Origin of the sequence: Sorangium sp. So ce128, from assembly GCF_051525245.1 — a bacterium.
GTDB lineage: Bacteria > Myxococcota_A > Polyangia > Polyangiales > Polyangiaceae > Sorangium > Sorangium cellulosum_B.
In genome coordinates this window covers 1,876,770-1,896,734 of the sequence record NZ_CP150313.1, presented here as the reverse complement: position 1 = coordinate 1,896,734, position 19,965 = coordinate 1,876,770, and the positions used below count along the sequence as shown (strand labels likewise).

The window sequence follows — 19,965 nt, the reverse complement described above, 5'->3', positions numbered from 1 at the left end:
CGAGCACCGAAGACGCCGAGGTGGGCCCGTATCCGAAGCGGGTGAGCCCCCCTCTAGAAGGAGCCTTGGAGCTGGGCTAGGACCTCGTGTTTGGCCCCCTCGGTGCTCGTGCGGTCGTCTCGACGGTTGACGTTGAGCTGGAACTTCGTCGTCTCCGCGAAGAAGACGTTGAAGCCGAGCGTGTAGACGTCGACCCGGTTCTCTTTCACCTCGGTGCTGGGGTCGAAGAGGTCGACGCGGAGGAACGGCTGGTAGGTCTTCGGCCACCAGTCGTCGTAGCGGCCCTGGTTGCGGTAGCCCCTCAGGAACTGCTCGCCCCAGTTGTAGAAGAAGGTCGCCACGTGCGACAGGCTGGTTTGCCTCGTCTTCCGGGGGTCCTCCGCCGTCGTCCCGAGCGTCACGTCGTCCTGGCCGTAGATGAACTCGTAGGTGACGCCGATCGGATAGTGGTTGTAGTAGATGTCGCCGCCGAAGCGGCGCTTGACGCCCTTGCCGGACAGCGTCTTCTTCTCGTCCTTGAGAAACGTGTTCTGCCAGCCGATGTACGCGCTCCCGCCGAGCGTGATCTGGCGGAGGATGGAGTTGTAGTCGGACGGCACGGTGAACGCGAGGCGGCCGATGATGTCCTTCTCGCTGTTGTCGTCGGGCGTGTTCGGCCCGCTCCCGTTGATGACGCCGATCGCGTAGGCGAGGAGGGGCGCCCGGTAGTTGTAGCCGTAGTCCACCTGCGGCAGCACGTCGCCGCGGACGATGAGCCCGAGGTCGCGCCGGTTCAGCCCGAGCTTCGTCGTGAACTGCGCGTTGGTGATCACCGGCTTCAGCTCCTCGCTCGCGGGGACCTCCAGCCCGAAGGGCAGGAGCTGCTGGCCCAGGGTGACCTGCAGGACCCAGTCCTCGGGGGCGAGGGTGGGGAGCACGGAGTACGCCAGCTGGGCGTCCAGCAGGTTGAGGAAGCTGTTGTTGCTCGCCTGCTGGGGCGAGGCGCCGAAGCGCACCGAGTAGGTCAGGTTGCGGCCTTCCTCGTAGTCCTTGTAGAGGATGCCATTGAACGTGAGCGTCGCGGCGCCCGTGTCGAACGTCACCTTGCGATCGTTCGAGGTCGCCGTGTTCACCGGCTGCTCCGTCCATCCGATGCGCGCCTGGATGACGCCGCCGACGAGGAGGGAGCGGGTCGAGAGGGCGGTGTGGAGATCGCGCTCTCGCTGCCACTGGAACTTGAAGTTCTCGAGGTCGGTGACGAGCCCTTGCAGGTCGTCCCGCGTGACGGCGTTGGGATCCGGCTCGACGAAGGCCTCCGCGGCCGCGTCGCCCGCGGGCGGGGCGCCGGGGTCCGGCGCGCCGGGGGTGGCGCCGGGAGCAGCCGGGGCGGCGGTCGCGGCGCCCGGCGCGGCGGGGGCTGCGCCAGCAGGCGCCGCAGCCGCGCCGGCAGGCGCAGGGGCCGCGCCGGCAGGCGCAGGGGCCGCGCCGGCAGGCGCAGGGGCCGCGCCGGCAGGCGCAGGGGCCGCGCCGGCAGGCGCAGGCGCGGGACGCTCGCCCTGGGTTCTGCCGGGCGGGTTCTGCGCGCTCGCCTGCGTCACGCAAAGGACGAGGCTCGTCGCGAGGATCGATGAAATGGCGGTTCTTGAGCGGTCGAGCAAACGCATGAATGGATCCAGAGGGGTTCGTTGATTCACAGCTACGGTCGGGCGGGGCTGCTTCCGTCGCCCCGCCCGACGCTCCACGTCAGGCCGCCTTGCTCTTCCGCAGCTTCTGCTCGACCGCGGTCCCGGCGAAGAAGCCGGGGTTCTTGCCGGCAAAGAAGTTGTAGGGGTGGGTGAACACGAGATCGCGGAAGTTCGCCTCCGTGAGCGCCCCGCGCTCGACGAGGCTCCAGGTGTCCGCGAGGACCTCGGTCAGATCCGGCACGTCCCAGTGGCCGCTGTCCGACGCCCAGAACGCGTTGAGCTGGACGCCGAGCGGGTTGACCTTCGTGTTGAACGCGTACGCGATCGTGGGGTCGTCCGCCTCGGAGCCAAAGTAGAAGTTCGGCACGTACCGGTCGCGGATGTCCTCGATCCGCTCGATGCCCGCCGCCGCGAAGTCGTCGAGCGCGCCCGGGTCCTGCGGCTGCCTCCGCGAGTTGTTCGAGACGCCGAGCGCCCCGCCGAGGACAGCGTGGATATCGCCGAGCCGCGCCCCGACCTCCTCGCCGCCGTACTGCTGGTAGAGCGCGTACAGCAGCTTCGCGTCGATCAGATCAGGGTTGTAGTTCTGGACCGCCCTGCCGTTGCGCTTCTCCCAGTGCCCCACCAGATCCGCGAACAGCGTCGCGCCCCACGCCGCACCTCCCTCGAGGAAGCCGACGCGGAGATCGGGGAACCGGCGGGTCACGCCGCTGAAGAAGAGCGACTTCGCGAGCGCCTCGGAGGCGGAGGCGAAGTGGCCGATGTGGTTGTACATGTAGCTCGAGACCGAGCTGCGGCTGGTCCACCCCATCCCGGCGGAGTGGGTGGTCAGCACCGTCCTGAGCTCGACCGCCTTGGCCCAGAACGGGTCGTAGTTGTGCTCGCTGTCCACGCCGAACGTGTCGAGCCAGTTCGCGTGCCGCGCGACGTCCGGGTGGTGCCGCGACGGGTACTTCTCGGCCACCGACCGGATCGGCCGCCGGAGGTTGCCCGGGATGAGGGCGACCTTGAGGCCGAGCTCGCGCACGGCGAACTCGAGCTCTTCGACGCCCTCCTCCGGCGTGTGCAGCGGGATGGCCGCGACAGGCGTGAGGCGGTCGGCGTACGGCCGGTACACGTCGGCGTGATAGGCATTGACCGCGCGGATGAGCACCCGGCGCAGGTCCTCCTTGCCGACGTGGGTGGCGAACGTCGAGACGTTCGGGAAAAGAACCGCGTAGTCCGTCCCCGACTCGCCGAGCCGCTCGTGCAGCAGCCTGGGCAGCGACACCGTGGCGAGATCGAGGGTGTTCTTCGTCGGCAGCGCCCACCACGGCGGGCGGACCGCGCGCTGCGCCGCGCGCTGCTCGGGCGTGAGCTCGTACCACTCGTTGCTCAGGTAGCCGAACCCCCGGTTGATCGCGTCGCGGAACTCGTCGACGGACTTCGCGCCGCCGTACTTCGCGATGTAATCCTCGAGGATCGGCGCGAACTCGATCGTGTGCAGATCGGTGTCGATCACCGGATAATCGAGCTTGTCGCGCACCACCCGCGAGCGAGAGGTCTTCTTGCCGTCTTTCAGCGAGAGGTGAGAGGATGAGACGCTCATGACGATGACTCCATGGCGCGATCGCGCGGTCGCGCGGCGGCCGTCGGCGCCGGGCAGCCGCGCCCAGGGCGCACGAGGCCGCGCGCCGACCAGGCGCCCGCTCCTGTGCTGAGAATGTGAGAGGCCTTCGAGCTAGAGCGCCGCGAGCGCGGCGCCCCTACAGCGCGTGGCGGTCCATCGCTCGACGTCAGCGCCGAGCCGGCGGGGCGCAAACCGCTGCGAGCGCCGGAGGAGCGCCGCGGAGCGCGCCTGCGCGCAGCGCGCAGCGCGCCTCGCGACCCGACGCCACACGACGGCTGGCGCGCCCGGGAGGGCGTTCGTCAGGGTCGTGATCGCGAGGGTGGATGAGACCGCGCCGAGCGCGGTCACTGGATCTTTCATGGCTCTCTTCAGGTCAACTATCGTCCTGACGCATTGCACTGCGCGGACCAAGCCTTCACCGCGGCCAGCAGGGCAGGTCGGGCGGAAGCACCATCGATGCGCTCGGCCTTGTGACCGCGCCCTCACGCTCCAGCGCGCGCCCCTGGGGAGAATACAGAGAGGGCTCGAAGGCCCCGACGCCTCCCGGCAGCGAAGGAAACTCAGCCGCGCGCGGCGCACGCCGCGCACGCTGTCAGGAATGCAGCTCGACGCTCGTTGCGCCGCTGCGGGTTTCGTTCGGCATCCTGCATGCGATTCTGCATGCGGCGTACCAGGCTTATGTCCGCTTCAAAAGACATGGATCCGTTATACCGGACAGCCTCTTGCTGCGGGAGCAGCAGGCGCGTGCTGCCCGGGTGCTGCTCCAGCAGCAGCCCCCGGGCAAGGTGCGTCAAGGCTGGGACGGCGACGCGGGCGCCAGGCTCATCCCGGTCGCGAACGAGATTGCGCTCTGCAGGTCGCGCCGGGTCGCGACGCCGGCGAGATCGATGTCGAGGCTGACGATGGCCTGGGACACCTCCGGCCGGATGCCCGTCAGGACGACCTGCGCACCGAGCAGCCGGACCGCCCGCGCCACCTGCAGGAGGGCGCTCGCCGAGGCCGCGTCGATGTGCGGCACGCCGGTGACGTCGATGATCGCCACCCGCGCCTGCCGCTCGACCACCTTGCTCAGCAGGTTCTCCATCATCTGCTGCGCCCGCGCCGCGTCCAGCACGCCCACGAGCGGCAGCACGAGGACGCCCTGGCTGATGGGCACGATGGGCGTCGACAGCTCCAGGAGCGTCTTCGCCTGCAACCGGAGCGTATCCTCGAGCCGCTTCCGGTCGGTGATCACCTCCGTGAACAGCATGATCCCGCCGATCTCGCCGGTCGACTTGTACCAAGGAAAGATCTTCCAGCGCACCCAGTCGACGCTCCCGTCGGCCCGCGGGAAGGGCTCTTCATCATTCGATTCCGAGGCCCCTGCGATGCAGCGCCGGTGGATCGCCCTCCAGTGCTCGGGGATCTCGGGGAAGAGATCGTAATGACATCGGCCGATGATGTCCTTCTCCTTCATGCCGAAATCTTCCCGCCAGCGGTGACTGGCCAGGATGTAGCGCATGTCCTTATCGAACATGGCCACCGCAGCCGGGCTGTAGGTGACAAAGACGCGCGCATGCTCCTCGCTCTGGCGCAGCTCCGCCTGGAGGCGATCCCGCGCCTCCTCGGCCTCCTCCAGCTCCCGGATGCGCTGCTTCAGCTGCTGGTTCTCCGCAACGACAGCCATGTAATCCGCATCACCGTTCATCCGCACCTCGGTTCCGTCCTGGCCTGTATATCAAAGAAGCACGGTGCGAGGCGCTCGACCGGCGGACGCGTGCGCTACCGAGGAGCGGGACAAGGCTGCAATCGTCGAGACCGGGGCTCGCGCTCTGGCCGTCGCTAGCGGTAGGGCCCGCCCCCTGGGCCACGCAGGAGGTTGCGCTCGATCCTTGCGCGCACCTCGTCGAGCGTGTCGATGGCCCACACCATCGTGTCCGGCGCGATCGACGGGGCGATCGGTCCCACGGTCACGCCGCGATCGTCGATGGTAACGGGGCCAGCGCGCTCGTCGAGGGCGAGGAGGGCCACACGGGCGGTAGGGTCGAGCAGCGCCGGGGTTCGGTCGGTCTGCCGCGGATCCACGCGCACGTGGAAGCGGCGATCGAACGCCTCGTCCTCGACGACGATGTCCTGCCCGCCCAGCATCGTGACGAGGCCGTCGAGGAGTCGTTCGCGCCGGACGGCGAGGCCAAGGCCGAGCTCGGTCTCGAAGCTCGCGCGCGCGGTGATCCGGTGGCGGCCGCGCGCCGCGCGCGCCGAGCCGACCTCGATGGGGCCCCCCTCGATCCGGCCCGTGACCGAGAGCGGCACGCTCGCGAAGGCGAGGCCGCGCGCCGAGGCGAGCGCGCGGAGCGCCTCGGCGTGCGCGGCGAGCGACGCGGCGGCGCGGAGGCCAACGCGCGCATCGTCGAGGAGCTCGACGGTCTGCACGGCGCTGTGGGCGGCGCGCACGATCCACGCCTCATCGGTGGAGCCGTACGGCTCGGAGAGCGTGCAGCCGCCGTCGTGGACGCGGAGCTCGTAGGGCGTGCGGTGCAGCGCGACGAGGTGCTCGCGGAGCGCCACGGTGAAGAGATCCCCTGTCCGGGAGGGGTCATCCGCTGCGATCGAGAACTCGCTGTCGAGGTCGTCGCTGCCGGTCACGACCGCGTTCACGATGCCCAGGGTCGTCAGCCGGCGGTCCATCTCGAGGCCCAGATCGAGGGGTGGCCGGAGCCAGCCATGGACGAAGACGTACGGATGGTCTTGGTTCTCGCTGAGCTCCACGGAGACGCGGCGTCCCGCGATGAGGCCCTCCGCGTCGCGGCCCCGCGCGGCGATGCCGAGCGTCGCGGCCGCGGCCTGGACTTGCTGCTCCCAGCTCCTCATGCACCCACGCTATCCGCGCGGTGCACCGGGCGCAATCATCGCAATCCCACGCGCCGCCGCCCAACGCACCTTGCCTCGCTGAAGCCCTGATCTTCGTGAACGGAGGAGCGTCATTGTTCCTTCGACGCCAGAGCGCCTTCCTGTGGCGCGCACCTCGAGCTCAGCCCGTTCGAGCGCACTTCACCCGAGGAGAAGGCAAGGAGTCCCCACGAGGGGACTCCGCGTCTCCCTGAACGTACTGCTGTCGTGCTGCGCAGCCGTCAGGCCGCGGCGCGACTGGCAGCGTCACCCGGGCCGCGGAGCTCGCCGGGCAGCACCGCCGTGGGCCGCGATCCTTGCCGGGGGTCCGCGCCCCACGCCGTCAGCGTGACGTCATGGCCAGCCGCGCAGGACGTCGAGCGCCCCGGCTTCCTGCCGCATCTCGCGCAGGAGGGCGGCGGCGACGACGCCGGGGTGCGTTCGCTCCGGCGCGGCGCCGAACGCGGCGAGGACCTCCGCGAGCGGGCGGGACGCGTCGTCTTCAGGAGGCGGCCCGCCGAGGCGCGCTGCCCCGAAGAAGAAGCTCGCGGCGTAGAAGGCGAGGGCGACGGCGCGCGCAAGGCCCGCCCGCGCGCGCTCGCCGTCGCTCGCTGGCCTCCCCAGGTACGCCTCGAGCAGCGCCTCGCGCTGCTCGGGCCGCGGGCACGCAAAGACGCCGAGCTGCGCGAGATCGATGAACGGATCTCCCGCGCCCGCGTGGGTCCAGTCGACGAAGTACACGCGCTCGGCCGCCACGAGCACGTTGTTCGGGTTGAGGTCGCGATGACACGCGGCGGCGTGCGCGTGCGGCGCGCTCACACGCTCGAGCTCGACGACCGTGCGCACGAGCTCGGCTGGCAGGCCCGCTCCTGCGAGCGCGGCGCACTGCGCGTCGAGGGAGCGCAGGAAGGCCATGCGCGACGGGCTGCGCGGGAACGGCGGACCGTCGTGGAGCCGCCGCAACGCCGCCGCGACCCGCTCGATCTGCGCCGGATCGCGCGTCGGGCGGAGCTGTGTCCCCGCGATGCGATCCATGATCGTCACGCCCGTCCGCGCGTCCGCGTGGTGCAGGCGCGGCGCGACGCCGCGCTCGGACGCGATGCGCATGCACGCGCTCTCGCGCGCGGGGCGCTCCGGATCGCTCGGATCGAGCGCGAAGCGCTTCGCGACGTACGGCGCGCCGTCGACGACGAACGCGATCAGCGCGGCGCCGGAGAACCCGCCGGAGAGCGAGGTCACGTCCTGGACCGGGCGCCCCGGGAAAGCAGCCTCGAGCGCGGCGGTGAGGTCCGGGTGCAGCTCCGGGGCGCTCATGCCCACCCCCGCATCGAGGCGAGCCGCTTTGCGTAGAGGCGGCTCCGCGCGGCGAGATCGGCGGGCCGTGCCCAGTCCCACCCGATCGCCTGCCAGTCCGGGTCGCCGGGATCGAGCCCGAGCGACGCGACGAACGCGCGATCGGCGACGAAGAAGTGGTGTTTGTACGCGAGGAGATAGCCGCGCGACGCCTCCGGCAGCGCCTCGACGTGGGCGCGCGCCTCCTCGTAGGTCGCGAACCAGTGGTGCAGCACGCCGCCATCCCGGCCGTAGAGCAGCGCCCCGAGCTCGGGCGCGCCGGGCTCTCCCGCGAGGGCGAGGCGCGCGCGCTCCCAGCTCGAGAAGCCGCACTCGCGCGCGACCACCGCGAGGCAGTGCTTCCGGCGGATGCCGGCGACGGCCGCGGCGAGCGCGGCCTCGTCGGCGCGCCCGAGCTCGGGCAGCGCGCGCAGGCGCAAGAGCGCCTTGGCGTCGTTCGACGCGAGCTGCTTGTGCAGCAGCTCAGCGCGGGTCTTCAGCTCGCGAACGGGATCCATCATGGACGTCTCCTCTCGAATCGGCCGCTACCCGCTCCCTCGGCCCGAGGATGTCGACGTGGTCATGACGGTGCGAGGTGACTCGCGGTCGTCGCGTCGCAGGGTGAAAGGCTTCTTTCCGGCGGGGAGGGCGCCCCTGCGCACCCTGGCCAGACGCTAGCGCTTCGCGTCGGGGCGCGCCAGGCCGAACCCAGGAGCGTGCGGGCGCTGAACGCGCGAACGGGCGAACGAGCGCCGGCGCTCCACCTTCTCCGCCTCTTCCGAGCCGAAGGTGTGAGCGCGCCCTCGCGGCCTCACGCGGGCCCGCACCAGGACGCGAGCGCGCTCCTCAGATCGGCGAGCCGCGTCGACCGTCGGGCAGCGTCGCTCGCCCAAGCGACGTGCCCGTCCGGCCTCACCAGGATCGCATCGACGGCGGCGAGATCGCTCTCCGGGGCAGCGGTCGCACGGACGACGTCGACGCGATCGCCCCACGCCGCGCCTGCCTCCCGCAGATCGACCGCGCCGGCGAGGTCGAGCAGGACGAACCGGGCCGTGTGGAGCAGCTCGTACAGCCGCGAAGCGCCGGAGTCCGTCACGAGCGCGCGATCGGGCGCCCGCCTACCGACCCAGGGGTGCGCCTCCGCTGCCCCGCCGGCCGGATACGCGACGTCGAGCGCGCTGATCATCTCGGAGATCCGCCGATTGACGGGATCCATGGCGAGCAGCTCGCTCATCATCTGGCGGAGCGCCAGCCCCGCTTCCGAGAAGTCGCCGAGCTTGGTCTGAATCTCCGTGTTGCGCCCCAGGGCCACGCCCACGGGGTGACGCTCGGCATGATAGCTGTCCAGGAGGTGGGGCGGCGCCCAGCCGTTCACCTCGGCCGCGAGCTTCCAGCCGAGATTCATCGCGTCTTGCAGCCCGACGTTGAGCCCTTGGCCGCCGGCGGGAAAGTGGATGTGCGCCGCGTCGCCCGCGAGGAGGACCCGCCCGCGCCGGTACCGCTCGGCGACCCGCGTCGCATTGCCAAAGCGCGACAGCCACCGTGGATTGCGCATCCGGAAGTCCCTTCCGACGATCCGCGCGACGCCGCTCTGCAGCTCCTCGAGCGTGACCGGCTCGGACGTGCTCACGTGCGCCCGTTGCGGATCGAACACGACGAAGCGATAGGCGCCCTCGTGATCGCCGGGTGGAAGCGGGGCCGCCAGCACGGAGCCGCGCGCGCACGTATGCCTGAACGGCCTGGCCGGGGGCTCGTCGAGCTCCACGTCGCCCAGGATGGCCGTCACCGTCGTCTCCGTGCCCGGAAACCCGACGCCGATCGAGCGTCGTACGACGCTCCTCGCCCCGTCGCACCCCACCACGTAATGCGCGCGCTCCTCGGCCTGCCCCGCGGGGCCTTCGACCCGCAGCGCGACCTCGCCTCCCCTCTCCGCGACCTCGACGACCGAGCGACCACGCTGGATCTCGACGCCCAGCTCGCGAGCCCGCTCCTCCAGGAGCCCCTCTGTCTGCGCCTGGGCCAGCCACAGCGTGTACGGGTGCCGCGTATCGAGGCGCGAGAAGTCGAGCGGCGTGTCGAGCCACGCGAAATGCCCTGCCGGCATCGGCACGCCCCGGCGATGGAAGCGGTCCACGATCCCGCGCTGATCGAGGATTTCCAGGGTCCTCGGGTGCACCGTGAGCGCGCGCGATTGCTCGGTGCGCGTCCGCCGCTGCTCCAGCACACGGACCCGGACCTTCGCGAGCGCGAGCTCCGAGGCCAGCAACATCCCTACGGGGCCACCTCCAACCACCACAACATCATTTTGCGTCGACACTGAAACCTCCTCGTCCCAAAATCTAACAACGTTAGAGTAAATTGAACGGTGTTAGAGTCAAGGCCGTGCTTCGACTTCCGGGCGCGAACGAGGGAAGGGCCGGCGATGCGACTACGACGTGAGCAGGTCGTCGCGACGGCGCTGCGCCTCTTGAACGACGTCGGGCTCGACGCGCTGACGATGCGCCGGCTCGGGCAGGAGCTGGATGTCCAGGCGGCGACGCTCTACTGGCACATCAAGAACAAGGAGGAGCTGCTCGACGCGATGGCGGAGGCCATGCTGGCGGGCTGCGCGGAGAGCGTGCCGGCAGCGCTCTCGGGGATGGAGCGCGCGGCGGACATGGCCGAGCGGCTCCGCAGGGCGCTCCTCGCGCACCGCGATGGGGCGCGGGTGTTCGCGGGGACCTACGTTGCGCAGGACAACACGCTGCGGGTCTCGGAGGTGCTGCTCGGCGCCTTGAGCGGCGCCGGTCTCTCCCCGCGCGCCGCGGCGTGGGGGTGCTGGTCGATCGTGTACTACGTGATCGGCTTCACCCTCGAGGAGCAGGCCCTGGTGGTCCGCCCGGGAGCGGACCCCGGCAAGGCCGATCCTGCGCTCTTCCGCGCGGCGGTGGAGCGAGGAGCTTACCCGCACCTCGCGGCGGCGCTCCCGCACCTCCTGAGCACCGACACGGACGCGCGGTTCCGGTATGGACTGGCGCTGATCCTCAAGGGACTTGAAGCGGAGCTCGAAGGGGCGCCGCGACCGAGGGAGTCCAAGAGCCCGCCGCACGCCGGAGCCAAGAAGCGGGCGCCCCGCCGGATCGGCTGACCGCCGCCCGCGCGGATGGCCGGCCCGCTCGGGTCGACGGTCGCTCCCGACCTGGGCTGCGCCGCTGCGGCTGCTGTGCGGCGGCTACGCCTACCTGGATCGAATCGCTGCGATCACGCGCGCGGAGAACCATCGTCCCGCGGAGCTCACGACGTGCGGAGCGGCTCCGCGAGCCAGCGCACCAGCGCGTCATGCGCGGTGTCCATGGCAGCGCGCGTACCAGGGGCGCAGGCGGCCGAAATCCGGGGAATCCAGGGCGTGGCGTGGCGTCAGGCAGGTGGCGGCGCCATGGCGGGTGCGGGTCGCGGCCGCACGAGCCGCGGGGCTCCGCCAAGATAGAGCCGACCGAGCAGCGCCGCGATCGCCTGCTGCTCACCTCGCTCCCGTCCTCGTCGCTCCCTGCGCTCTTGCCCGCGTTACTCTCTCCCGCGCGCGACGTCAGGAGCGATGCCCCGGCGCGAGGCCGGTGACAGAATCATCTCACGCGGCCGGTCGCATGGCCGGCCAGGAGGGGCTCGATGCGAACGTTGATCACGACGATACTCGTGCTCGCCGCGGTCTCGACGGGCTGCGCGGCGGAGCAGGCGGGAGCGCGGGGCAACACCCCAGGAGGCGCTGGCGCGAGCGAGATCCGCCTGCCCGAGGGCGCGCGGCTCGTCGACCTGACCTATCCCTTCGACGACAAGACCATCTACTGGCCCACGGCAACGACGGGATTCACCCACGGTACGGTGCACCACGGCAAGACCGAGGGCGGCTATTTCTACTCGGCGTACACGCTCTGCGCGCCTGAGCATGGCGGCACGCACCTCGACGCGCCCATCCACTTCGCCGAGGGCAAATCGACCGCGGACGCCGTGCCCCTGTCCCGCCTCGTGGGCGCCGCGGTGGTGGTGGACGTGTCGGCCGCCGCGGCCAGGGACAGCGACTACCTCGTGACCCCGGCGGACATCGAGGCGTTCGAGCGGGCGCACGGCGCCATCGAGCCGCTCACCATCGTGATGATCCGGACGGGCTGGGGCGCGCGCTGGCCTGACAAGAAGCGCTACCTCGGCGACGATCGACCTGGCCACGCCGAGGCGCTGCATTTTCCGGGTATCGGCGAGGACGCCGCGCGGGCGCTCATCGAGCGGAACGTGGGGGCGGTGGGCATCGACACGGCGAGCATCGATCACGGCCCATCGAGGAGCTTCATGGCGCATCGGGCGCTGCTCGGGGCGGATATCCCGGCGTTCGAGAACGTCGCCTCGATGGAGTCGCTGCCCCCGCGAGGCGCGCTCGTCATCGCGCTTCCGATGAAGATTCGCGCCGGCTCCGGCGGGCCGCTGCGCATCGTGGCCGTGCTGCCGCGCTGACCGCCGGAGCCGCGCCGGCGCCCGGCCCGCGCTGCCGCGCGGGCAAGCCCGCGAGCGCCCGGACGCTAGAGGTTGATCTTGTAGTTCAGCTTGACCTCGTCGCCATGCATCCCGCGAAACCCCCAGTCGTGGGCGGGCGACTCCGAGATACAGATCTCGACGTCCTGGTGGTCGATCCCGACCTCGTCCCGGATCTTGTCGAACAGGAGCCGCACGAGCTTCTTCTTCGTCTCCACGCTGCGCCCGGTGATCATCGAGATCTCGATGATCGTATAGGCGTCGGTGCGCCCGCCCGGCGCCAGCATGTCCTCGCGCTCCATCGGGAAGAAGCGATGCGCCCGCTTGTCCTGCGGCATCTGCAGCGCCTCCATGACGCAGGCGTGGATCACCCTCGACAGGGCCTCCTTCACCGGATTGAGCTTCTCCTTGATTCCGTAAATCTTCACCTGAGCCATGGGGAGTTCTCCTGGAACCACGTCACTTCGTTTCAGTCGTCCGCGTCCTCGCCCTTCGGCCCGGACTGCCCCGCGGCGGCCTCCTCGCCGTCGTCCTCGGGGAGCCCCGCGTCCGCCGCGCCCGGCGCCTCCGCCGCGAGCGCCATCCGCTCGGCGAGGGGCCGCTCGGGCAGCGTGAGCAGCGGGCCGTCGCCGAGCTCGCCGATCACGTTGAGGTACGCGTTCATCGCGTGGCACACCGAGTCGGTGCGCACATAACGATCCCTGACGCTCCAGAACACCCCGCCGGCGGCCGCCTGCGGGTTCTTCACCACGAACGAGCTCTCCGGACCGTAAGTGTACTGCAAGAGCAACCGGATCGCGGCGACCACCGCGTCCTTGTACCGATCGCAGCCCTCCATGCCCTTCTTCCGGCAGTGGTGGTACACCTCCGACATCACCTCGGCGAGCCAGCCGCTCCCGCTGCTCGACAGCGACCGCTGCCAGCGGCCGTAGCGGTAGGCGTCCTCGGGCCTGCGCCACTGCCGCTTCACGAGGTCGTCGGCGCAGCGGAAGACGGTCTGCTCGACGCGCTGGTCGCCGCCGGCCTTCGCGAAGTCGAGCAGCGATTGGACCGCCCACGAGCTCGAGATCGGGTTGGGCTTCCTGTAATCGTCGCCGAGGAAACACCCCTTCTCCGCGATCCTGGCGAGCAGGTAGTCCGCGGTCCGGGCCGCGGCGTCGAGGTACTTCTTGTTGTTCGTGGCCCGGTAGGTGCGCGACAGGGCGGAGAGGACCTGCCCCGTGTAGAGCGTCGAGTCCTTGCCCTGGACCTTCCACGCCCCGCCCTCCTGCCCGGTCAGGGCCGAGCGCACGCTGCCGTCCGGCCGCTGCATCGAGATCAGCCACTCGGCCGCGAGCACGGCGGACTCGAGGTACCTCTTGTCCTTCGTGACGCCGTGGAGCTCGAGGAGCGTGAAGATCGACTTCGACGCCGTGCCGACGACCAGCCGGCGCTCGGGCCGCTCGCGCTCCAGGTCGAACGCATAGAAGAAGCCGCCGGCCGTGCGATCGCGCGCCTCGCGGCTCTGCATGCCCATCATGAAGCCGGCGGCCTCCGTCGCCAGCCGCAGCAGGCGCTCGTCGGGCTTGTAGGCGTGCAGCTTCAGCAGCGTCAGCGCCGTGGACGCGGTGTAGATCGTGTGCAGCTCGCGCTCGAACCGGTCCGCGGGGGCGTGGTAGTACTTGTGAACCCCCTTGTGCCGCGGATCGATGACGCGCAGGAGATAGCCTTTGCCATCCTCGATGCGCCGCGCGAGGAGGGGCTTGTCGAGGACGCGCACCGGCACGAGCCCCTCGACGAGCTCGACGCCCTTCCCCGGGTGCTCGACGCTCTCCACCATCGACTCGTGATGATCCGGAAGCTCCACGACCAGCCGCGCGCCCGCGAGCGCCTCGCGCGCGCCTCCCGCCGCGGCCACGGCCCTGCGCGCGGCCCCCTTCAGCGCGACGCAGAGCCCCGCGTCCGACGCCTCCCCGCGGGCGATCTGCTTCCCCTCCTGAAAGCCCATCACGACAGCGCGGAAGGGGCGTTTGGACGAGAGGGCGAGATCGCACGTCACCTTGTCACCGCCCGCTGCCACCTGGCGGACGAAGGCGATGGCGCGATCGCGGAAGGTGCCATTGTCGAGCTCGGCGCCCGCGCTCCCGCCCTCCGGGGCCTGGATCGCCGGATCGGGCACCCGGGGTAGGTTCGCCGCGATCTGGGCCGCGAAGCGGTCGTCGCCGGCGGGCAGGGCGCGCGGTCTACCTTCCGCACCTTCCGCGCCTTCCGCGGCTTCCGCGGCGCTGGCCGTCGCGGAAGCCGCGGCGGCGGGCTTCCCGGCCGCAGGGTCCTCGCTCGGCTTGCAGCCGTCACAACCGCTCGTGGCCCCACACGACAGAGCGGCAAAGATCGCCAGGGTTGCGATGGAGAGCGCGCGAGCAGACGGCATGAACAAGGACCCCGGAAGCAGCGATTTCGACGCGTATCAAGAACCCAGAGGCCCCGCAAGGCCGAACGGGGTAGCCGCGCGCCTCGCGATCGCCCGCCCGCGCCCTCGCGATTCGACCGCATGCGTCCCTCGCTGTTCGCCTGCGTGCGCCCCGCGCTATTCTGCCCGGATGGGACCCGCGCAGATCAAGGGCAAGAACGTGGACATCAAGCTGTGGACCCGGCCGGACGAGGTCGAGGGGATCGCGCTGGAGCAGCTGCGGAACATCAGCGCCCTGCCCTGGGTGTTCCACCACGTCGCCGCCATGCCCGACGTCCACTTCGGCAAGGGCGCGACCGTCGGCTCGGTCATCGCGATGCGGGACGCGGTCGCGCCGGCCGCCGTCGGCGTCGACATCGGCTGCGGGATGGGCGCGCTCCGCACGAACCTGACCGCGGCCGATCTGCCCGACGACCTCCGGCGGATCCGCAGCGACCTCGAGCGGGCGATCCCCGTCGGGTTCGCGGCCCACGACGCCCCGCCGGAGGGGTTCGAGCGCCTCGCGCTCTGGGACGAGTTCGCGAGCCTGAGCCCGAAGGTCCAGGGGCTGTTCACGCGGGCGCGCTGTCAGCTCGGCACGCTGGGGGGCGGCAACCACTTCATCGAGCTCTGCCTCGACACGGACGGCGGCGTGTGGCTGATGCTCCACTCCGGCTCTCGCAACATCGGCAAGGAGCTCGCCGAGATCCACATCGCCACGGCGAAGAAGCTCGCCCACAACCGCGACCTGCCCGATCGCGATCTCGCGGTGTTCCTCGCCGGCACCCCGGAGATGAAGGCCTACCGGCACGACCTCTTCTGGGCGCAGCGGTACGCGCGGACGAACCGGGAGGCCATGTTCCACCTCGCCGAGGGCGTGCTCCGCCGGCACTTCCCCGAGCTCGCGATCCAGGAAGCCATCACTTGCCATCACAACTACGTGGCAGAAGAGCGTCATTTCGGTGAAGACGTGCTGGTGACGCGCAAGGGCGCGATCCGGGCGGGCAAGGGCGAGCTTGGCATCATCCCCGGCTCGATGGGCACGCGCTCGTACATCGTCCGCGGCCTCGGCAACCCCGAGGCGTTCGAGAGCGCCTCGCATGGCGCGGGGCGCAAGATGAGCCGCGGCGAGGCGAAGCGGCGCTTCACGGTCGACGACCTGGCCGCGCAGACGGCCGGGGTCGAGTGCCGCAAGGATGGCGGTGTCCTCGACGAGATCCCCTCCGCCTACAAGCCGATCGAGCGCGTCATGGAAGACCAGCGCGATCTCGTGGAGGTCGTCGCCGAGCTGCGGCAGGTCCTCTGCGTGAAGGGGTGAACGAGCGGCGCGGGTCCTGACAGGGAACTTTTCGCGGCGGCCCCGTTCGTGGCCCCTCCCCGCCCCGCTCTCGGCTACGATGCGCGTCGCTCTCACAACGCGCGCCGCGTACCCACCGCGGCGCGCGCCGCGGCGCGGAGAAGCCATGAAGTCGGACTGGATCGATCTGGGCCCCCTCTCCGAATTTCCGGCGGAGGTGCCCGTGCTGCGCAAGGACGACACGGGGCGGCGCTTCGCCTGCGTCCTCCGGGGCGGCGAGGTCCACGCGCTCGACGATCGCTGCCCGCACCAGGGTTATCCGCTCTCGCAGGGCGCGCTGCGCGGCGGCGTGCTGACCTGCGCGTGGCACAACTGGAAGTTCGAGCTCGCCTCGGGCGCCTGCACGTTCGGCGGCGAGCCCGTGCGGCGCTACGCCACCCGCATCGACGGCGGGCGCGTGCAGCTCAACCGGGCCGTCGACACTGCGGCCGAGGTGCGGCGCCTCGTCGCCGGCATGCGCGAGGCGATCCTGCGCGACGAGCCGGCGCGCGCGCTGCGCGAGGGCCTCCGGCTGGGCGCGCTCGGGCTCCACCGGGGGGAGACCGGCCTCGGCAGCCTGCACCTCGCGTTCGAGGTGCTCACCAGGGACGGGGCGGAGCGCGCCGAGTACGGCTTCGACCACGGCCTCGCCCTGCTCGCGGACCTCTGCGCCTGGGTCGAGCGCGGCAGGATCCCGGCCGAGGAGGCGTTCGTGGTCGCCGCCCACGCGATCGGCGAGGCGTCGGCCCGGCTGGGCCCCCGCGGCAAGGGCCCCGGCAAGGTGGGGGCGCGCTCGCCCCTCGCGCGCATCGCCGACTTCGAGCTCGACGAGCCGGCGAAGGTGAGCGAGGCGCTCGCGGCGGAGCGCCGCGACGAGGCCGAGGCGCGGATGCGCGAGCTCGTCGAGATCCGCGGCACGGCCGGCGCGCGCCGCGCGCTCATGCCCTTCGTCGCGCAGCACCTGTACGACTACGGGCACGGCGCCATCTTCCTCTCGAAGGCGCTCGAGCTGGCCGAGCGGTTCTCGTCCGCCGCCGACGAGGTCCTCGCCGCCTCCACGGTGCAGCTCGCCTGGGCGACCGCCGACACCAGCCTGCCCCCCTTCACCGCCACGCGCGCCGCGCTCGCGCGCCTCGCCGATCTGCCCCTGCCCGGCCCCGACAGCGCCGCGGCGGCCACGCGCCCGGACGCCGCGCCGCTCGAGGGCGCGGAGCGCGCCGCCTTCGAGGCCGAGGTGCTCGCCGGAGAGCAGCCGGCCGTCGAGGCGACCGTGCGCTGGCTCGCGCGCGGCGCCGGGCCGCTCGCGCTGCTCGGCGCGATCGGCCACGCCGCCGCCGTCCGCCTCGCGCGCTTCGACTCGGCCTGGGAAGCGCGCATCGACGCCGAGGTCGGGGTGCTCGACGTCACGCACGCCGTCACCTTCGCGGAGGCGGCGGCGGCGCTCGGGCGCGAGGCCCTCCCGCGCGAGGCCGCGCAGCTCGCGGTGCTCGCGGCCGGCTTCGTCGGCAAGCTCCGCAAGGCGGACGCCGCCGCGCCGCACGCGTCCGCTACGACGGCGGCTACCCGCGCGCGAGGCGGCGGGCTGCTCCAGGCGGTGGAGGCGCGCGACGTCGGCGCGGCGCTCGCGATCGCGCGGGAGCTCGACGCCGCGGGTCGCCGGCGCGCGTTCGCCGAGCTCGCCCCCTTCGCCGCGTTCGACGCCGCGGTGAGGCCCATCTTCACGGCGCACGCCGTGAAGACGCTCGAGGCGCTGGAGCGGCTCGATTCGTCCGATCCTCAGCCCGACGGCGCGTACCTCGCGGCGCTGCTCACCCACGTCGTCCCCGTCCGTCCGGAGCTCTCCGCGCGCCGGATCGCGGCTGTGGCCAAGAAGTTCATGTCCGACGGGCGACCACCCGATGGACTGTATTGAGCCGGCCGCCCGCCCGATGGACAGAGAGAGAAACGTGCACTGGTGCGAGCATCATTCATACTGACTGTCTATGCGGCTTGAGCCTGGTTCCCACGTAGCGCCGCACCTGATGCTCGACACCCTCCTCCGGATGGGAGGCGTCGGCAGCATCTGGACGGCGCATCACCTCGGGCTCGGCAAGGAGGTCGCCGTCAAGTTCATCTCTGCGTCGCTCGCGACCGATGCGACCGCGGTCGCCCGGTTCCACCGCGAAGGCGCGCTCATGGCGAGGATCAAGAGCCCTCACGTGGCCGAGGTGTACGAACATGGCGTCGCCGCCAACGGCCTCTCGTACATCGTGATGGAGCTGCTGCGGGGCGAGGAGCTGTCCGACCGGCTAGCGCGCGCCGGGCGACTCCCCCTGGAGGAGACGCTCGCGCTCGTCTCGCAGCTCTGCACGGGGCTCACCGCGGCGCACAAGCTCGGCGTCATTCACCGGGACATCACGCCAGAGCACGTCTTCCTCGCCGACACCGGCGGAGGCACCTGCGTCAAGCTGCTCGATTTCGGGGTGGCCAGGGGGGATGTCGACCCGGATGGGACCACGCTCACGAACACGGGCGCGGTGGTCGGCAGCCTCGTTTATATGAGCCCGGAGCAGTTCTTCAACCCGAAGCTGGTCGACGGCCGCTCGGATCTCTGGTCCGTGGGCATCATGGCGTACCACGCGCTCACCGGCGCGCCGCCGTTCGAGCAGAAGGGGATCGAGGCCCTCCTCGGCGCCATCCGGCTCGGCACCTTCTCGCCTCCGAGCCAGCGTTGCGCCGAGATCACGCCCGCCCTCGACGCGTGGTTCGTCAAGGCGCTTGCCCGTGAGCCGTCCGGCCGCTTCGGATCGGCCGAGGAGATGTCCGAAGCGCTTCACCGGGCCGCCGAAGGGCCGCCGGGCCCAGGGAGCGCACCTCCCAGGGTAGATTGACCGGCATGGCGCGCACCCGCACCCCGAGCCGTTCCAACCATGAGCTCGTGTTTCGCAGCGCCCGCAAGGGCGAGGAGGGCACCCTCGCGACGGTCGCCTACCGCGCGTTCCAGGCGGGTGATCCAGAGGCGTGGCTGCGGTATTTCACCGAGCACGCGCACCTCGCCCTCGACAACGTGATCGTCGCGGAGACCGACGGCCAGCTCGTCGGGTACGTCGCCTCGCTCGACCTGACGATGAGCTTCGCGGGCGCGGACGTGCCGTTCCAGGGCCTCTCGTCCGTCGCGGTGCTGCCGGAGTTCCGCCGCCGGGGCATCGCGGATCGGCTCGTCCGCGAGAGCCTCCGCCGCATGCGCCGCCGGGGCGAGGCGCTCACCCTGCTCCACCCTTTCCGGCTCTCGTTCTACCGGCGGTTCGGCTTCGGCGTCTGCGAGCTCCGGGACGTCGTGCGCACCTCCCCCGATCGGCTCCCGGACTCGGTGCTGCGCCGCCACGTGCGGGCCTTCTCCCGCCCGCGGGACGAGCCGCTCATCAAGCAGGCCTACGACGTCGCGCGGGCCGAGACGACCGGGCAGCTGAAGCGGAGCGACTACTGGTGGGACGTGCGCGTCTTCAAGCGCTCTCCGAGCGGCGCCGTCTACGTGGATCCGGGCTCCAAGGCGATCGCCGGCTACCTGTTCTTCGACGTCCCGGAGGGCGGCGCCTACGGCGCGCAGCAGCTGCTCGTCCGCGAGCTCCACGCGCCGACGCCGGGCGCTTACCGCGGGCTCATCGGCTTCCTCGGCGCGCTCGGCGATCAGTACGAGGTCGTGGAGCTGGCGCTCCCGCGCGGCCAGGGCGCCCCGCTGCTCGACGAGCCCGGCATCCGCGACGAGCCGATCGTGTACGAGACGGCGGCCCGGCACCCCGGCCTGTGCCCGCCCGCGCACACGGCGCAGCGCCGCAGCGTCCTCGGCCTGACGGCGGCGGGCGCGATGGGGCGCATCGTCGACGTCGCCGCCGCGCTCGCGCTCCACCCGTCGCCGCGGAAGCACGGCGTCCGGGGCGCCATCGGCGTCGACGTCGAGGACCCGGTGTTCACGGACGCGCCGCGCGCCTTCGACGTCACCTTCGCGGCGCGCGGCGTCCAGACGGCGCCCGGCAGCACCGCGGGCGATCGCCTCTCGCTCTCCATCGAGCGCCTCACGCAGATCTATTTCGGCGCCTCCTCGGCGCGCGATCTCCTGAGCCAGGGCTTCGTGGTGGGCAGCGCCAAGGCGGCCGCCCTCCTCGACGCCGCGTTCGCCGGCCCCCCGCTCTTCCTCGGCGCCTTCAACGCGTTCTGAGCGCCCTGCTCTACAGCGGTTCCCGCCCCCTCT

The 19,965-nt window shown here is 71.4% G+C and carries 16 protein-coding genes; 6 read left to right on the top strand and 10 right to left on the bottom strand.

From position 1 onward, the window contains the following. Window positions 1-53 precede the first annotated feature (53 nt). The 8 genes from WME82_RS07335 to WME82_RS07300 all read right to left on the bottom strand — a co-directional run bounded on the left by WME82_RS07335 (window position 54) and on the right by WME82_RS07300 (window position 9,766). The gene (locus tag WME82_RS07335; RefSeq protein ID WP_438042235.1) at window positions 54-1,643 is read right to left on the bottom strand and encodes a hypothetical protein; all 1,590 of its coding nucleotides are present in this window, start codon (window positions 1,641-1,643) and stop codon (window positions 54-56) included. Between the two features lie 79 nt (window positions 1,644-1,722). After that, window positions 1,723-3,252, bottom strand: a complete 1,530-nt coding sequence (locus tag WME82_RS07330) for an amidohydrolase family protein (protein ID WP_438042234.1) — start codon at window positions 3,250-3,252, stop codon at window positions 1,723-1,725. A 132-nt stretch (window positions 3,253-3,384) separates the two neighbouring features. Next, window positions 3,385-3,633, bottom strand: a complete 249-nt coding sequence (locus WME82_RS07325) for a hypothetical protein (protein ID WP_438042233.1) — start codon at window positions 3,631-3,633, stop codon at window positions 3,385-3,387. Window positions 3,634-4,063: 430 nt separating this feature from the next. Next, complete coding sequence (locus WME82_RS07320; protein ID WP_438042232.1) at window positions 4,064-4,939, bottom strand: STAS domain-containing protein; 876 nt, start codon at window positions 4,937-4,939, stop codon at window positions 4,064-4,066. 155 nt (window positions 4,940-5,094) lie between these two features. Then, window positions 5,095-6,123, bottom strand: a complete 1,029-nt coding sequence (locus tag WME82_RS07315; protein WP_438042231.1) for a hypothetical protein — start codon at window positions 6,121-6,123, stop codon at window positions 5,095-5,097. Between the two features lie 372 nt (window positions 6,124-6,495). Next, window positions 6,496-7,455, bottom strand: a complete 960-nt coding sequence (locus WME82_RS07310) for an aminoglycoside phosphotransferase family protein (protein WP_438042230.1) — start codon at window positions 7,453-7,455, stop codon at window positions 6,496-6,498. Then, the gene (locus WME82_RS07305) at window positions 7,452-7,994 is read right to left on the bottom strand and encodes a hypothetical protein (RefSeq protein ID WP_438042229.1); all 543 of its coding nucleotides are present in this window, start codon (window positions 7,992-7,994) and stop codon (window positions 7,452-7,454) included. The genes WME82_RS07310 and WME82_RS07305 overlap by 4 nt, the downstream gene beginning before the upstream one ends. Window positions 7,995-8,284: 290 nt before the next feature. Continuing rightward, window positions 8,285-9,766 carry an FAD-dependent monooxygenase gene (locus WME82_RS07300; protein WP_438044865.1) on the bottom strand — a complete coding sequence of 494 codons (1,482 nt, stop codon included), beginning with the start codon at window positions 9,764-9,766 and terminating at the stop codon, window positions 8,285-8,287. A gap of 129 nt (window positions 9,767-9,895) precedes the next feature. On the opposite strand from WME82_RS07300, the gene WME82_RS07295 reads away from it, so the two are divergent. Together WME82_RS07295 and WME82_RS07290 are read left to right on the top strand one after the other, a co-directional pair. Beyond that, the gene (locus tag WME82_RS07295; protein WP_438042228.1) at window positions 9,896-10,600 is read left to right on the top strand and encodes a TetR/AcrR family transcriptional regulator C-terminal domain-containing protein; all 705 of its coding nucleotides are present in this window, start codon (window positions 9,896-9,898) and stop codon (window positions 10,598-10,600) included. A gap of 518 nt (window positions 10,601-11,118) precedes the next feature. Then, entirely contained in the window at window positions 11,119-11,955 is an 837-nt protein-coding gene (locus WME82_RS07290; protein WP_438042227.1) for a cyclase family protein, read from the top strand. Window positions 11,956-12,020: 65 nt separating this feature from the next. On the opposite strand, the gene WME82_RS07285 is transcribed toward WME82_RS07290, so the two are convergent. Both WME82_RS07285 and WME82_RS07280 read right to left on the bottom strand, forming a co-directional pair. Beyond that, a complete protein-coding gene (locus tag WME82_RS07285) occupies window positions 12,021-12,410 on the bottom strand; it encodes a tautomerase family protein (RefSeq protein ID WP_437869141.1) in 390 nt (129 codons plus the stop codon). A gap of 32 nt (window positions 12,411-12,442) precedes the next feature. Further along, entirely contained in the window at window positions 12,443-14,383 is a 1,941-nt protein-coding gene (locus WME82_RS07280) for a D-glucuronyl C5-epimerase family protein (protein WP_438042226.1), read from the bottom strand. Between the two features lie 169 nt (window positions 14,384-14,552). On the opposite strand from WME82_RS07280, the gene WME82_RS07275 reads away from it, so the two are divergent. The 4 genes from WME82_RS07275 to WME82_RS07260 all read left to right on the top strand — a co-directional run bounded on the left by WME82_RS07275 (window position 14,553) and on the right by WME82_RS07260 (window position 19,932). Further along, window positions 14,553-15,719, top strand: coding sequence for an RtcB family protein (locus tag WME82_RS07275; protein ID WP_438042225.1), 1,167 nt, complete (start codon window positions 14,553-14,555; stop codon window positions 15,717-15,719). 145 nt (window positions 15,720-15,864) lie between these two features. After that, window positions 15,865-17,649 (top strand): Rieske 2Fe-2S domain-containing protein, encoded by a 1,785-nt coding sequence (locus tag WME82_RS07270; RefSeq protein WP_438042224.1) that lies wholly within the window; start codon window positions 15,865-15,867, stop codon window positions 17,647-17,649. A gap of 109 nt (window positions 17,650-17,758) precedes the next feature. After that, entirely contained in the window at window positions 17,759-18,607 is an 849-nt protein-coding gene (locus WME82_RS07265; RefSeq protein WP_438042223.1) for a serine/threonine-protein kinase, read from the top strand. Window positions 18,608-18,612: 5 nt separating this feature from the next. After that, window positions 18,613-19,932, top strand: coding sequence for a GNAT family N-acetyltransferase (locus WME82_RS07260; protein ID WP_437744758.1), 1,320 nt, complete (start codon window positions 18,613-18,615; stop codon window positions 19,930-19,932). The last annotated feature ends 33 nt before the right edge of the window (window positions 19,933-19,965 follow it).